Below are 15,984 nucleotides of genomic sequence, written 5' to 3'. Positions count from 1 at the left end.
ACCTTGTTTTGATCTAAAAACTACCCAATAATTTTCTTTTAGAACTAATGATTCATTGTGTAAGGTTAGAGTTTTCAATATAATTAAAATATAATATATTCAATAAATGTAAATGATAGTGACTCATTACCTCAAAAAAGAGCTAGAAGAATTAATTAAAAAAGACTCTCAAATCTTTGAGTTCTTTCGAATTAGTAGCTTAGATGGATTGTGGTACTGGGATCTTGAGAACCCTGAAAATGAATGGATCGATTCTCAATTTTGGAAACTTCTTGGTTACGATCCTAAGAATAAAAAACATTTAGTTAGTGAGTGGCAAGATATTATCTTCCCTGAAGATCTAGAAACTGCTGTATCAAATTTTGAAAAACATCTTAAAAATCCTAACCATCCGTACGATCAGGTTGTAAGATATATGCATAAAAATGGTTCTACAATATGGGTTCGATGTCGAGGTGTAGCTATTCGTGATGAATATGGGAAAGCTATTAGGATGCTTGGTGCTCATAATAATCTAACACAACTTAAAAACTCTGAGTTAAATCTTCAAAACACAAATGACCTCTTAGGTCTAATTCTAGATAATACACCTGACTTAATATATGTAAAAGATTCAAAAGGTAATATTATAAAATCAAATAAATCTTTTGAAATATTTCATAAGAAAAATAAATCTTTTAGTAAATTTATTTCTGAAGATACTTATAATAAATCGTTATCTAAATATAGTGACTCAAAAGCTTTTGCAAACGGGATATTTCAAGAAACTTTTACTGTTAGTCATGATAATAAGAATGTAGTTTTTGAAATTCTAAAAATAAAATTTAATGATCGAATTAATGGCGCCCTTTTATTGTGTATAGCAAAAGACATAACAGACCAAAAAATACTTATAGATAAGCTAAAAGCTAAAAACACAAATATAAATAATCTTTTAAATGCTTCTGAGAGTAATCTTATTTTTGTTGATACTAATTATGAAATCACACAATATAGTAAAAAAGCTGAGCAGACATTAAACATGCATTTAGATATTACAAAATCTATTTTTGAATACATCGATTTCTTAAATATTTCAAATATTAAAACTATTTTTAAAAGCACTTTAAAAAAAGGGAAGATCTTCGAAAAGATAGTCTTTGCAAAAGATTTACGCTATTATCAAGTAAAAATCAGACCATACATAAATGATGATAAACAAATTACTAGTCTTTCAATAAATATTATAGACGTCAATGATTTAGAGATTTCAAAACACATTATTAAAGAAAATGAGACATTAATTGATGTTGCAACAAAACATGCTCGAATTGGAATTTGGGTATGGTATCTTGCCGATAATTGTGTACATTGGAATGATGGAATGTTTGATCTTTTTGGTTTGGATAAAAAAGCATTTATTCCTACTTATAATTATGTTGTAACTAGAATGGTTAAAGATGATCAAGAAAAGGTACATAAAGCAGTTAAAGATACTATAGAAAAAAAAATACCTTTTAATGTAGTTTATAGAGTAATAAAACAAAATGGTGAATTAGCATATATACATGGTATAGGCCAGTATGATGAGTCTAAAGATGGGTTATCTGATTCAATTGCGGGAATGTCTTTCGATATAACTGCTCAAAAAGAAGCTGAAAATCAATTAAAAGAAATTGCATATAAAGATACTCTAACAGGCGTCTCAAATCGAACTCGTTTTATTACAGAATTAGATATAGCTCTTAAACTAGCTAGTGACAACTCAAGCTTTTTAGCGATACTCTTTATAGATTTGGATAATTTTAAGCAAATAAATGATATTTATGGGCATATTGTTGGAGACAAATTATTAGTAGAGGTATCTAATAAAATATCTAAGATTCTTAATGACAAAGCTATTTTAGCACGAGTTGGTGGAGATGAGTTTGCGGCAATTATTACAGACTGTCACCACGAAAATGAAATTGCACAATTAGCTGATAAATGTATAAAAACTGTGATTGAACCATATAGTATCAATAATGAAATAATTGCTCAATCAATTAGTATAGGAATATCAACATTCCCCCAATCATCTCTAGATGCTAATGAGCTTCTAAAATTTGCCGATACTGCCATGTATAACTCAAAAGAAAAAGGGAAAAACACATACTCGTTCTACCGCCCTGAACACAGCATTAAGCGACTGCGTTCTGGAGAAATAGAAAATGCATTAAAACTGGCTCTTGAAAAAGAGGAGTTCACTGTAGTTTATCAGCCACAGTATGACAGTAATGCTAGTTTTTATGGGGTTGAGGCATTATTACGATGGGATTCTGAGTTACTAGGAGCTGTCACTCCAGATGAGTTTATACCTATTGCTGAGAAATCACATAAAATTGTCAGTATAGGCTGGTGGGTGCTTCAGCAAGTTATAAAAGATATAAAACACATCGAAAAATCAATAAATTCAAAGATCGATTTTAAACTATCAGTAAATATTTCTAGCGTACAACTTTTTAAAGAGAAGTTCACAAAAGATATTCTTGATTTATTTAAGCAAAACAATATTAATAATAAACTCGTGAATCTAGAAATTACAGAAACTCATCTTCTTGAAGATATATATAGAGCAAGAGCAATTCTTAATGAAATTAATAAAACTGGAACAAACTTTGCTCTAGATGATTTTGGTACAGGCTACTCTTCTCTTACTTACCTTGCTAATTTACCTATCAACTATCTTAAGATAGATAAAAGTTTTGTGCAAAAGTTAGATGTCACTAAAAATAAAGCCATTGTAAAATCAATTGTCCAACTCTCTCAAAACTTAAATAAAGTGTGTATAGCAGAAGGAGTAGAAACGCTTGAGCAGTTTGAATACTTAAAAAAGATTGGATGTAATTTATTTCAAGGGTATTATTTTAACAAGCCATTACCTATTAATGAGATTGTAAAAACAATAAGTATCGCAAAAAAAATATCTGAGACTAATTATGAATAGTATTAAAAAACAAAATAACTTAGATTATATTGTAGCAATCGGTGCTTCTGCTGATGGGCTAAATGCTATAAAGAGTTTTTTTGATAATATTCCTTCTAACACCAATAATTCATATGTAGTTTTACAACACCTTTCTCCAGATTTTAAAAGTTTAATGAGTGAGCTTTTAATTAACCATACTGATATGGATATAATAAAGTTAACTCACAACACTCAAATTAGACCTAATACAATTTATCTTAATCAGCCAAGCTTTGAAACTACTATTAAAGATGAAACTCTAGTTGTCACTCCGAGTGATAATAATCATTTAAAGATGCCTATAGATCTGTTTCTTACAAGCCTTGCAAACCAAAAAAACTATAATTTTATAGCTATAATTTTATCTGGCACTGGTAGTGATGGGTCAAAAGGTATCCTTGAAGTAGCTAAAAATAACGGGCGTGTTTTCGTTCAGTCTCCAGAAGAAGCTGAATTTGATAGTATGCCTATTAATGCTATAAATACAAAAAAAGTAAACTATATTTTAGAGATTCCAAAACTAGCTAATGCTATTATAAACTATACTCTAGGGCAAGATACCGCTTTGCTTGATAGTTTTGATGATCAAGCTATGACTGAATACTATCGAGAAATTTATAATCTTTTATATCCCATATCAAAAAACAATTATAGGAATTACAAGAGTTCTACGATTAATCGTAGAATTACTCGTAGAATGCAATTTCTTAAAGTATTGAAGGTAGATGAGTACATAGGTATTTTAAAAAAAGACCCTCAGGAACTTGCGTTACTTGAGAAAGATTTGCTAATAGGCGTAACTGAATTTATGCGCGATGCAGAAGCTTTCGAAACTATAAGAACAAAAATAATCCCAAAAATAGTCACTAAACATATTAAAGATAACTCAAGTATAAGAGTTTGGGTCTCAGCTTGCTCAACAGGTGAAGAAGCATATTCTATAGCTATTTTATTTTTAGAATACTTTGAGCAGCATAAATTAAATATCCCGATAAAGATATTTGCAACAGATGTTAATAAATCATCTATTACTACTGCTAGTAATGGAATCTATGAATCTAAAAGCCTTAAGAATTTAAATTCATATTTAATAAACAAATACTTCAAAAATTTCTCTAAAAATAACTATAAAGTAATTCAAAAATTACGTGTTAATATTATCTTTGCTCAGCATAACTTAATTTCCGATATTCCATTCAATCAAATGGATCTTGTCACCTGTCGGAACTTCTTAATTTACATCAAACCATTAATGCAAGCAAATATTGTTCAAAAAATAATATTTGCGACTAATGTTAATGGTTTCTTATTTTTAGGCTCTAGTGAATCAATGACGAAGAATCAACAAATCAAAGCTTTTGATAATAAATGGAAAATTTATAGTAAGATAGACTTTGATTCTGATCAAAATAAAGAAAAAGAGCTAGATTTTGATTCCGAACTCAGCGATCCTTTACCAGAGAATACGCATAACCTATCATCAGTAAAAATAGACGAAAATACAGCATTGTTAGACAAAAGAGATACTAACAACTTAAAAACATCTTTCAGTGATAATGATAAAGAGTTACGATACACTAACGAAGAATTACAATCGACAAATGAAGAACTACACTCAGTAAATGAAGAGCTTTATACCGTAAATGCTGAATATCAAGAAAAGATTATAGAACTAAATCGTGCTAAAACAGATATTGATAATATACTCAAAACATCTCAGATTGGAACTTTAATCATTGATTGTGACTTAAATATCCGTCTTATTACATCTGCAATTAACCAAATTATAAATATTTTTGATCATGATATTGGTAGAAATATAAGTGATTTTAGCCATAGTTTGAAAATTAATAATCTCATAGAAATGCTTAAACATACTATAAAGAATGGAAAAGAAATAAGTATTGAAGCTGAGGATAAGTATAATAACTGGTATATCCTAAGAATATTTCAGTATAAAAATAAAGATGGAAAAATAGAAGGTGCTGTTTTAACAATAACAAATATCACCGCCTATAAAAGACTAAATTCTCGCTTTTATAATGCAATTGAATCTCTTATTGTAGGAGTGATTATCGTAAATGCAAAAGGAAGAATTTCTTTCTATAATAATTTTCTTGCCAACTTAATTGGTTATGATAAAAATGAACTTTTAAATCAAAAAATAGAGGTTTTAATAGAAAAAAATATTCGTTTAAACCATAAAAATCTTCAAAACAATTATCTTAAAAATCCTAAAGCTATAGATATGTCTCGCAATGCTGAAATTAATATTTTAGCAAAAGATGGTAGTACTATACCAGTGTCTATATCTCTTATACCATATATAGAAAGTAATAATAAGCAATCTATTATATGTAATATTCTAGATATGACAAAAATTAGAAAGGCTGAGAAAATTCTTTCCAAAAACCAAGAAGAATTAGAATGCGAGATAACACTGCGCTCAGCACAGCTTCTAGAATCTGAGAAAAAAGTATCACTTTTATATCATAATTCACCAGATATGCATGCATCTGTCGATCCGGAAACAGCCATTATACAGCAGTGCAACAATACATTATTAGAAACATTAGGTTATAAAAGTAATGATGAAATTATAGGTAAATCAATATTTGAACTTTATCATTATACAAGTTTAGATGAGGTTAAAGAAGCTTTTAGACATTTCCAAAAAACAGGTTTTGTTGAAAATCTTGAGCTAAACCTTAAGACAATTAAAGGTATAGCTTTTCCCGTAATCCTAAAAGTAAACTCTATAAAGGGTGCTGACGGTAAAATCATTAGTAGCGTATCTAGCTGGCGAGATATATCCGAACTTAAAAGCTTACGCCAAAATCAAGCTAACTTCAATCAAGATAAAAAACTATATGAGAAAAATGAGCAACTTTATAATACAGTTTTAAACTCAGTTTCTGATGGTTGGTGGGATTGGCATCTTAAAACAGATAATATCTATATATCTTCAAGTTTTAAGACACTACTAGGTTATGATGACGATGATTTACTCAACCACTTAAGTACTTGGGAAAAACTTTCTTTTGACGAAGATTTCACTAAATTTAAGCAAGAAATTGATAGTTATTTAGCAGATGAAAAGCAACAATCTTTTTCGGTAGAGCTGCGTTTTCGTCACAAAAATAATTCAATCATATGGATTCTTTGTCGAGGTGTTGCTTTAAAAGAAAATGGTCAAAATTATAGAATTATAGGTACTAATATAGACATCTCTAATTCTAAAGAGCTAGAATCAAACTTACAAGAAGCTAAAAACTTTGCAGAGCTTACTCTAAATGCTAGTGAAGATAAAATTTTTATTAAGGATAAAGATTATAAAATAATCCAAGCTAACACAGCATTTCTTAATCTCTATCCTAAAGATGTTCGAGATAGTGTGATAGGTTCAACAACAGTTGAGAAGTATAATAAAAAGGAAGCAAAATTATTTTTAGCAAATGATAAAAGTGCTTTTGATAATGGTATATCCAAAGTTATTGAAACTGTTAGAATGCCAAACGGCAAAAAAGTGACTTTCAATACTACTAAAATTCGTTTCTATGGTAAATACAATACTCCTTTTATACTCGGTATCTCTCGTGATGTTACCGAAAGAGAAAGTTTATTTGAAAAAGTTGAAGAATCTAAAGTTGAACTTGAGCATACGAACCAAAAACTAGTTTCGTTAAATGAAGATAATGAGATTCAAATTAAAAAACTAACTGAAATAAACAGTGATATTAGACAGCTTCTTGATTCATCTGATGATACTGTAATTTTCTTAGATAAAGATTTTGCTATAAAAAGATTCTCATCAAAAGCAAAAAAGTTGTTTAAATTAAACTCTTCTAGTATTACTAAATCATTCTTCTCTTTAGAGGGAAATTTAGACTTATCTAAATATAAAAATTTCATAAAAACATCTGTTCTTAAAAAAAATACACCTCTAAAAGAGATATTTACTAATGATGGTAGAGTCTATCTTCTTAGAGTCACACCTTATTTAGATATACAGAAAAATTTACAAGGCTGTATTTTAAATTTTATCGAAATTACTGAATTACGCAAATCTGAGCAAATGATACGTGATAACCAAGATCTCTTACAATTAGCTGCTAAGAATGCTGGAATTGGTATATGGAATTGGTTTTGTGATAGTGACAAACTAGAATGGAATGATGGCATGTTTAGTTTAATGCCTATATCTAAAAAAGACTTCAAAAAAAATTATGATTCATTTATAGATTGTATTGCTTTTGATGATAGACAAATGTTCAATTCTGCTTTAGATAACTCCATTGCAACCAAAAAACCTTTCTCTATAGAATGCCGGATAAATACTGATACCAACGATATACAGTATACTCGTATAATTGGAGAGTTCTATGCTGGTAATGAGTATCATCCCAATCGTTTAACAGGTATATGTATAGATATAACTCCTATTAAACAAGCTGAAATAAAACTAGATAGAATGGCTAAATTTGATTCTATTACAGGAGTTTCTAACCGCGAATATTTCTTATCCCAACTTCAAGGGTTAATCTCGCGCGCAAAAAGATATAAAACACCTTTAGCTTTATTCTTTTTAGATCTAGATGGGTTTAAACAAGTTAATGATACTTTTGGTCATGCATTTGGCGACATTTTACTTGAAAAAGTTGTGTTTAGGCTAAAGAGGATTCTCCGTGAAGAAGATATGATAGGTAGAATCGGTGGAGATGAATTTGCAATCGCTATATCACAAGCTAACTCTATTGAAGAAGTAAGACAAACAGCTAATCGTTGTATTGAACTAGTTAATAATCCTTTTCGAATAAAAAATCATGAAATATATCAATCATTTAGTTTAGGTATATCAATCTACCCTGATACCGCTAACACTATTGATAATCTACTTCAGTATGCTGATACTGCAATGTATCGAGCAAAAGAAAAAGGTAAAAATAATTTTGTGTTTTTCCAAGATGATCTTGATAAAAAAATGCAACGTCAAAATAATATTGAGTATGCTCTTAGAAAATCTGTTAGTGAAAATAACTTTAAACTAGTCTATCAACCACAATACAATCAAGATCAGAAAATAATAGGTTTAGAAGCTCTCATTCGTTGGGATTGTCCTGAACTAAACGATCCTCGACCAGATGAATTTATCCCTATTGCAGAAAAAACTAGAAGAATAGTTGATATAGGTAATTGGGTTTTAGAAAAGTCGATACAAGACTTCCTTACTTTACCTGAAAAAATTCAAAAAACTATCACCCTTTCGATCAACTTCTCTGGAATACAATTAGCTGACAAAAACATCATATCTACAACTAGTAATATTTTAAATAAATATAAAATTGATACTAGCAGCTTAGTTTTTGAAATAACAGAAACTCATCTTATGAATAATATTGAACAAGCTCTTAAAAATATGGCCAAACTACATGAGTTAGGAGTATGTTTTTCTCTAGATGATTTTGGTACTGGCTACTCTTCTCTTAACTACTTAGCTAAGTTACCAATTAGTTACCTAAAAATTGATAAAACTTTTGTTGATAAAATCGAAGACTCTTCAAATAAAACTATAATCAAATCTATGATTACTTTAGCAAAGTCTTTAAACATGAACTGTGTTGCTGAGGGTGTTGAAGAGCTTTATCAGTTTGAATATTTAAATTCAATAGAGTGTGACAAATACCAAGGATACTACTTCAGTAAACCAGCAACCCTAGAAGAGTTGAAAAAATTATTCTAACTAAGTAGTTTAAAATAGAACTCGCAATACCTGTATAGTAATACCTGTGCAGATGAGTATCTTTTAAAGTCTTGTAGATATCAACTAATCTTTTAAGAAATTGTCTATATCAGGTATAAGTTCTTCCGGTATAGTTTTAGGAGCATATCTTTGAACTGTCTTACCATCTTTACAAACAAGAAACTTTGTAAAGTTCCATTTGATTCTTTCTGTGCCAAGTATGCCTTTTGCATGCTCTTTTAAGTAATCAAATAATGGCTCAGCATCTTTACCATTAACTTTAGTTTTTTTCATTATAGGGAATGTAATTCCAAACTCTGTTTCACAGAAATTCTTTATCTCTCCATCTACTGCTGGCTCTTGTCCACCAAAAGAATTGCACGGAAATGCAACTATTTCTAAATCAGGATAAATTTCGTGAAGATGTTGTAAGCCTCTATATTGTTTAGTAAAGCCACATTTACTTGCTACATTCACGATTAAAAGGACTTTATTTTTAGGTAAGTTAAACTCTTTACCATCATTAGTTGTGAGTTTAAAATCATAAATACTGTTCATTAGTAATCCTTGTCTATTTTTTTAAAAACTTTGTTCTGCTGTTTGTAAATCTGTCGTGTTTAGAGTATTAAAAATTTCATTTACTAAAGCTGGAGATACATCATACTGAACAGCAAAAGCAAGTCTTGTTTTCTCAAACGACTTATCTTCAAATGGATCATATGTAGGTAAATTGTTTTTTTTCTCAAACTTTAACATTTTTTTACGAATACCTTTTCGCTGAGCAATCATTTTTATCAGTTCTTGATCTGTATTCATAAGTTTAGTCTTATAGCCCTCTATTGATGGACCTGCTACATTACTATTAGCCATTGCAAAAGCTGAACTACTAGTAAGTAAACTAACTAGCAAGGCTGGGATTAGTACTTTTTTCATTGTTTTATTTATAAAACTATTATCATTTGTATACTATAGACTTTTATATGAAATTTTTAAAGAGTGATTGTATAAGATACATAAATTTAATTTGATAGTTACAAGGTTTGTAACTATAACCAACCAAACAATCTTTCAAACATACTAGGAACAGTACCATCTGCTCTCATTGTTCTAAGATATTTGTTATTAGGGAAGTTTTTCTTAAGTACTTTAATATTTGCTTCTGCAGGACCATTTATACCTAATTCTTTATACGCTCTAATTTTTAAAACTAAAGCATCTTGAGTAGACTCACTCTGTGGGTAGTCTTGAACAACTTGAGCAGCTCTATCTATAGCAGCATTAAATGCTCCTCTCTTAAAATAAAAATACGCTACCTCATAATAATGTTTTGCAATTGTATTATTTATGAAAACCATTCTTCGCTTAGCATCTGGAACAAATGAACCTTTAGGATCTAAAGCAATTGCTCTTTCAAAGTTTACATATGCATCAGAGTATCCTGTTGGATCATGATGAGTCATATCATAAGGAACATATGTTTGCAGCAGTCCTCTACCATCTTCAAATCCAATTACTCCAATCATATAGTAAATATAACCTTTATACTTACTATATGGATACATCTTAATAAACTGTTGAGCTAACGCTAACCCCATAGGAGTTTCATCATCCATATAATAAACATATACTAAATCAACCATACCCTTTTCTGCTAATGGTGTAAAAGGGTATTGTGCCGCTAAAGACTTATAAGAACGAATAGCATCGAAGTATTCATGGTTTTGCATTTGTTGATGCGCTTTTGCATAAATGAAATCAGCTGTATAACCTGTATAGACTTGTGGTAACTCACTATCTTTTTTAGGTCCGCAGCCAACTAGCACCAAAACAAGCGATACAACTGCTATTAATGATAAAAATCTAGTCATTTAATTAACTATCCTCTGATTTTTTTTATATAATCTATATTAGAAAAAATTATCGCGTAGATTACCTACTAAATATGGCAAATAATAATACACTATCAAATGAGTTTCAGCAAAGTATTCTTCTAACTCCTGAGCATGCAGGTAAAAGGTTAGATGTTGCTATAAATGAGCTTTTTGACGAATTTTCTCGCTCTCAAATTCAAAAATGGATAAAAGATGGATCAATTAAAGTAAACGGATCTACTAGCAAAACCAAATATACAGTTTTAGGTGATGAAGAAATTGATGTAAATATTGAAATTTTACCAACAAATGAATGGATAGCTGAAGATATCAAATTAGATATTGTTTTCGAAGATGATGACATTATCGTGATAGATAAACCTGCAGGCATGGTTGTCCACCCTGGTGCAGGGAATATGACTGGAACTATCTCAAATGCACTTCTTGGCATGTATGATACTCAAAAGAACCTACCTAGAGCAGGTATCGTTCACAGATTAGATAAAGATACTACAGGGCTTATGGTAGCTGCTAAGACGAGCCTTGCATACCATAGCTTAGTAAATCAACTTTCTGAAAGGAAAGTATCGCGTAAATATATAGCTATTGTCGATGGTGAAATCTATGAAGATGGTACCGTTGATGAGCCTATAGGCCGTGATCCTAATAATCGCATAAAAATGGCTGTTAACTATAAAGGCAAAGAAGCTATTACAAACTATACTCCTTATGAGATTTATGATGGCTTTACTCTTATAGAATGTCAGCTTGAAACAGGAAGAACTCACCAAATTCGTGTACATATGAAGCATATCAAGCACCCTCTTATTGGTGATCAAACATACAACAAGCCATCAGCTAAATTAGATGAGTTAGGTATTGAACAGTTTCCAAGACAAGCTCTACATGCATATAGTCTAGCTTTTATACATCCTAAAACTGGTGAAGAAGTGAGTTTTAAAAGTGACTTACCTGATGATATGTATGAGTTAAGTGTCAAACTAGCTGATTGCATTCAAGAAGAAGATGATATGGATTTTGAATATGAAGAATTTGATGAGTTTGATGAAAGCTAAATACATGTACTTTATAATAATCTTGATAAGTGCATTTATCTTATCTACTGAGCCTAATATTAATGTTAATGACAAATATCATTTAGCTACTAAAGCAAGCTATAATGAAACAAAGCCAGATTTTAATGGTTTCAAAAATGTGAATGAAAAAAAAGAAGCTTTCATAACATATATGCTTGATGCGATAAGAATTGCAAATAATGAAATATGTGGTGAAAAAAAACAAGTAAATAAATTAACGCTTTCATATAAAAAAAATAAAACCTTAAATGAGAATCAACAACAAAAGCTAGACTTATATATTGACTACTATAAAATCAGTCGATCTAACTCTATTTCTAAGCAGTTACAATATTTAGATATAAAGTTAGGTACGACACCAACTAGCTTTCTTCTTGCTCAAGCTATTTTAGAAAGTGGTTGGGGTACATCTAGATTTGCTAGAGATTATAATAACTATTTTGGACTTCATTGCTTTAAAAAAGGATGTGGTGTTAAAGCTAATCGTGCAGATGTATATTTAGAGGTGTTTAAATCTGCAGATGATAGTATTTTAGGGTATTACCATAGATTAAATACTGGTTCAAAATTTGAAGCATTTCGAATTGCTCGTGATAAAGTTAACCAGAAACAGCTATCTATTGATGATCTTTTAAATACTCTTGATGAATATTCTGAACTTAATGAAGGAGAATATCAAACAAGACTGAAATCTGTCATTAAGTATAATAAACTTGATCAGTATGATAAATTACTGCAATGTTAAAAATATTATTAGACAGCTTGGTATTGTAGTATTTTTCTAGTAATATGATTAGTAAGGAAGATAACTTTGTAACAAGCTTTCAAATGAATATAAAAATATCGGATAATACTCTATATTTTGAGGGGTCACTTACTCTCAAGAATATTAACACTAAAATCCTTGATAAAAAGTTATCATCACCATCGTTAAATATATCATCTATTGATATCGGAGATGTTAAAGAGCTCGATACTGCAGGATCCTATATAATCATTAAATACCTAAGATTCTTTAATTTAAGTCAAGATCAACTTTTAAGCTGCTCTGATAAAAATTTTAAACTTATAGAATTAACAGGTATCAACTACCCTACTAAGGTAGACGAAGAGTTTCAAAAAAAACCTAATACAATGTTTAACAGTATTTATGTTTTAGGTAAAAATACAAACGACATGTTTGGTGAGGTTAGATCTGCCATAGCATTTTTAGGTGCTATTATACTAGGTTATATAAATTTCTTAATAAGACCATATAAATCTTTTTTCTCAATAGTATTAAGTATTACATATGACTCTACAATTAAAGCTTTAGGAATTGTTATATTACTATCGTTAATTATTGGGTTAGTTCTAACTTACCTTCCACTAAACATGATGATGCAATATGGGACACAAATATTTGTTGTTGATATGCTAGGAATATCATCTTTTAGAGAATTTGCTCCTCTATTTACAGCAATTATTATAGCTGGTAGAAGCGGATCAGCCTTTACCTCAGAAATAGGTATTATGAAGGTTAATGAAGAAATTGATGCCCTTCAAACTATTGGTGAAGATCCTATACAAAGACTTATCCTTCCAAGGATTACCGCTCTAATGATAAGCCTTCCAATTTTAGCTACTGTAGCAATGATCGCAAATGTTATTGGTGGGTTAATTATTACTTATGCAGTTGCTGGAATCACACCGTTACAATTTATTGAGAGACTATTTAGTCATGTAAATGTTAGTCATTTTTATATTGGTATATTAAAAACTCCATTCTTTGCTTTAGTAATTGCTGGAATGGGATGTCTTAAAGGTATATCTGTAAAAAGAGACTCGCAAAGTGTTGGTAAAGCGACTACAGAAAGTGTCGTTTATTCAATATTTTTAATAATCGTTGTTGATGCTATTTTTGCTGTTGGCTTAAATGGCGTTGCTTAGGAGATAAATATGGCTGAAAATTTAATTGAAGTTCGTGACCTAAGCACTAAATTTGGCAAAGAATGGATTCATAAGGATTTAAACCTTGACATCCCTCCTGAAAAAATAAGTTGCATAATAGGGGCCAGTGGCTGTGGTAAAACCACTTTGATGCGTGAAATACTTATGTTACAACCGATTCATTCAGGAAAGATATACTTACAAGGGCAAGAAATATCTAAACTTGTATCAAACCCTATTAAACGCAAAAAAATCTCAACAAATATGAGTATGATGTTTCAACACTGCGCCCTTTTCTCTTCACTTACAAATTTGCAAAACGTAATATTTCCATTAAAGCAACATACAAAGCTACCTGAAGATATTTTGACAGATATAGCCATTATCAAACTCAAAATGGTGGGCTTACATGAAGATGCTTTCGACAAATACCCATCTGAAATAAGTGGAGGTATGTTAAAAAGAGTAGCCTTAGCTAGAACAATTGTGCTTGACCCTAAGGTTGTTTTTTTAGATGAACCTAATGCTGGTCTTGATCCCTACTCTGCTCGAGCAATGGATGAGCTTATTAAGTATTTAAAAGAAGAACTAGGGATGTCTGTTGTAATGATTACACATGACTTAAGTACAATTTGGAATATAGTTGATGATATTATATATATGGATGAAAAAAAAATTATGATACATGACTCGGTAGAATTTGTTTCAAAACAGACGCAATTTGATAGTATCAAAAAGTTCTTTAGTTCACATGGAGAATCTAAAAGTGAGGAGATTAAGTAAATGAATGAAAACAATATCAAGAATCTAGTGGCAGGACTATTTGTGATCTTCATGCTCTTTGTGATGATATTTATAGCCTTCTTTTTATCTGGTGGCTTTAGAAACCAAGAAACTTCGACCTATGTAACTAATTTTAATAGTATTTCTGGGCTAAATGTTGGTTCAGATGTATCCTATAAAGGCTTTAATATTGGTAAGGTTTCCAAAATTGCTATCAACAAAAAAAATCCAAAGCTTGTTAGTGTTTTTATGGAGGTAAACGATCAAATACCTATTTACAAACAAACTGTTGCAACATTAAAGACTATAGGGATTACTGGACAGTCTATGGTTGAACTTTCATTACGCATTAGTAAAAAAGATGTTAATTTAGATCTTATAGATAAAAAGGCTAAAGAAATACCTATAATACAGTCTAAACCATCTCAATTTGATAGCATTCTTAAAAAAGTTGGAGGTATTGCCTCTTCACTTGAAGAAATATCTGCAAAATTCAACAAGATGATGTCCCCAGGAAACCTTCAACAATTCAACGAGTTTACTGATAGTGTAAATATCTTACTTTATAACTTGAGTAATTCTTCCATATATTTCAATAAAACTCTTTTAAACTTTAATGAAACTATGACAGAAAGCCAAGAAACTATTACAAGATTAAATGATGTAATTAGAATGCTTCAGTATGATCCATCAATCGTTGTAAGAGGCGTAGAGCACTAAGAGGAAATGATTATGAAAAAAAAGATCTTAATAATACTAACTATAATTTTACCAATACAAGTATTTGCTTTCTCACTTGTTGGAAACCCTATTAAGGTTCCCGGTGAAAAAGAATATATAATATATAGTAGTAAAAAAATAGAAAAAGCGAAGATTCCAGATACTCAAAATGCAGTTATAGATACTACTTTGCTTGTATATAATATTCAAACTCAAGCTTCAAAGGCTACCCAAATGTTTTATGTTAAAAATAATCGTATTAATGATTTTAAAGATAGTGTTTGGGCTATTCCTGTATCAAAAATGCTTACAGTAGCAACTTTTGAATATCTTTTAGATCATAATATTGTTAGTGGCTTAGCATTTCAGGATATAAATATTCGCCAAAACTTTACTCTTTCAGGTACTACTCCATATGGACCAATTATAGATTTAGATAACAAAATGTTCTATTTCTATATATCTTTCTATCTTAAAAATGAAAAAACAGGAAAAACAGTAATTAAAACAATAAAATACCAACAGCCTTTAGAAGGCAATAACGTTGATGCTGATATTTATGCTAAGCTAACTAATAAGGCGTTGCTTCATATATTTAAAGAGTTAAAACCTTGGCTTATTAAAAATCTTAAAACTCAAAAAGATATAGCTAAAAAGTTCACTACAACAGGGCCACTTGAAGGCTTAAAAGTAAAAATTCCTAGCAAATAAAACCTACAGCCAAGCCTATAATACCTCCGAATATCCTACTCCAAACAAACTAATCAAACTAATTCTTCTTGAACTAGTCTTTGACTATTTCCATGGATTAACTCATTAAGTCTTTTATTTATAACAGTTATTTTTCACTATCAAGTG

11 protein-coding genes are annotated in these 15,984 nt (G+C 30.1%); 8 read left to right on the top strand and 3 right to left on the bottom strand.

Features of this window, described 5'->3' with window-relative positions:
- The first annotated feature begins 112 nt into the window (after positions 1 to 112).
- Together CDH04_RS04895 and CDH04_RS04890 are read left to right on the top strand one after the other, a co-directional pair.
- Positions 113 to 2,965, top strand: a complete 2,853-nt coding sequence (locus CDH04_RS04895) for a sensor domain-containing protein (RefSeq protein WP_112869963.1) — start codon at positions 113 to 115, stop codon at positions 2,963 to 2,965.
- The gene (locus CDH04_RS04890) at positions 2,958 to 8,726 is read left to right on the top strand and encodes an EAL domain-containing protein (RefSeq protein ID WP_112869962.1); all 5,769 of its coding nucleotides are present in this window, start codon (positions 2,958 to 2,960) and stop codon (positions 8,724 to 8,726) included. Before CDH04_RS04895 ends, CDH04_RS04890 begins: the two co-directional genes overlap by 8 nt.
- An 84-nt stretch (positions 8,727 to 8,810) precedes the next feature.
- On the opposite strand, the gene CDH04_RS04885 is transcribed toward CDH04_RS04890, so the two are convergent.
- The 3 genes from CDH04_RS04885 to CDH04_RS04875 form a co-directional block, all read right to left on the bottom strand.
- Complete coding sequence (locus CDH04_RS04885) at positions 8,811 to 9,284, bottom strand: glutathione peroxidase (RefSeq protein WP_112869961.1); 474 nt, start codon at positions 9,282 to 9,284, stop codon at positions 8,811 to 8,813.
- Between the two features lie 21 nt (positions 9,285 to 9,305).
- Positions 9,306 to 9,659 (bottom strand): chorismate mutase, encoded by a 354-nt coding sequence (locus CDH04_RS04880; protein ID WP_112869960.1) that lies wholly within the window; start codon positions 9,657 to 9,659, stop codon positions 9,306 to 9,308.
- Positions 9,660 to 9,772: 113 nt separating this feature from the next.
- Positions 9,773 to 10,594 (bottom strand): outer membrane protein assembly factor BamD, encoded by an 822-nt coding sequence (locus tag CDH04_RS04875; RefSeq protein ID WP_112869959.1) that lies wholly within the window; start codon positions 10,592 to 10,594, stop codon positions 9,773 to 9,775.
- Positions 10,595 to 10,668: 74 nt separating this feature from the next.
- Between CDH04_RS04875 and rluD the strand changes: the two genes are divergently transcribed.
- From rluD to CDH04_RS04845, 6 genes are all read left to right on the top strand, one after another.
- Complete coding sequence (rluD, locus tag CDH04_RS04870) at positions 10,669 to 11,673, top strand: 23S rRNA pseudouridine(1911/1915/1917) synthase RluD (RefSeq protein ID WP_112869958.1); 1,005 nt, start codon at positions 10,669 to 10,671, stop codon at positions 11,671 to 11,673.
- Complete coding sequence (locus CDH04_RS04865) at positions 11,642 to 12,439, top strand: glucosaminidase domain-containing protein (protein WP_112869957.1); 798 nt, start codon at positions 11,642 to 11,644, stop codon at positions 12,437 to 12,439. The genes rluD and CDH04_RS04865 overlap by 32 nt, the downstream gene beginning before the upstream one ends.
- 83 nt (positions 12,440 to 12,522) lie before the next feature.
- Complete coding sequence (locus CDH04_RS04860) at positions 12,523 to 13,623, top strand: MlaE family ABC transporter permease (RefSeq protein WP_112870900.1); 1,101 nt, start codon at positions 12,523 to 12,525, stop codon at positions 13,621 to 13,623.
- Positions 13,624 to 13,632: 9 nt separating this feature from the next.
- Positions 13,633 to 14,406, top strand: coding sequence for an ABC transporter ATP-binding protein (locus CDH04_RS04855; RefSeq protein WP_112869956.1), 774 nt, complete (start codon positions 13,633 to 13,635; stop codon positions 14,404 to 14,406).
- Complete coding sequence (locus tag CDH04_RS04850; RefSeq protein ID WP_112869955.1) at positions 14,407 to 15,126, top strand: MlaD family protein; 720 nt, start codon at positions 14,407 to 14,409, stop codon at positions 15,124 to 15,126. It abuts the gene before it with no gap.
- A 12-nt stretch (positions 15,127 to 15,138) separates the two neighbouring features.
- Positions 15,139 to 15,837 (top strand): hypothetical protein, encoded by a 699-nt coding sequence (locus tag CDH04_RS04845; RefSeq protein WP_112869954.1) that lies wholly within the window; start codon positions 15,139 to 15,141, stop codon positions 15,835 to 15,837.
- Positions 15,838 to 15,984 lie beyond the last annotated feature (147 nt).

The organism is Francisella adeliensis (assembly GCF_003290445.1).
Lineage (GTDB): Bacteria > Pseudomonadota > Gammaproteobacteria > Francisellales > Francisellaceae > Francisella > Francisella adeliensis.
This window is presented reverse-complemented; position numbering and strand designations above follow the sequence as displayed.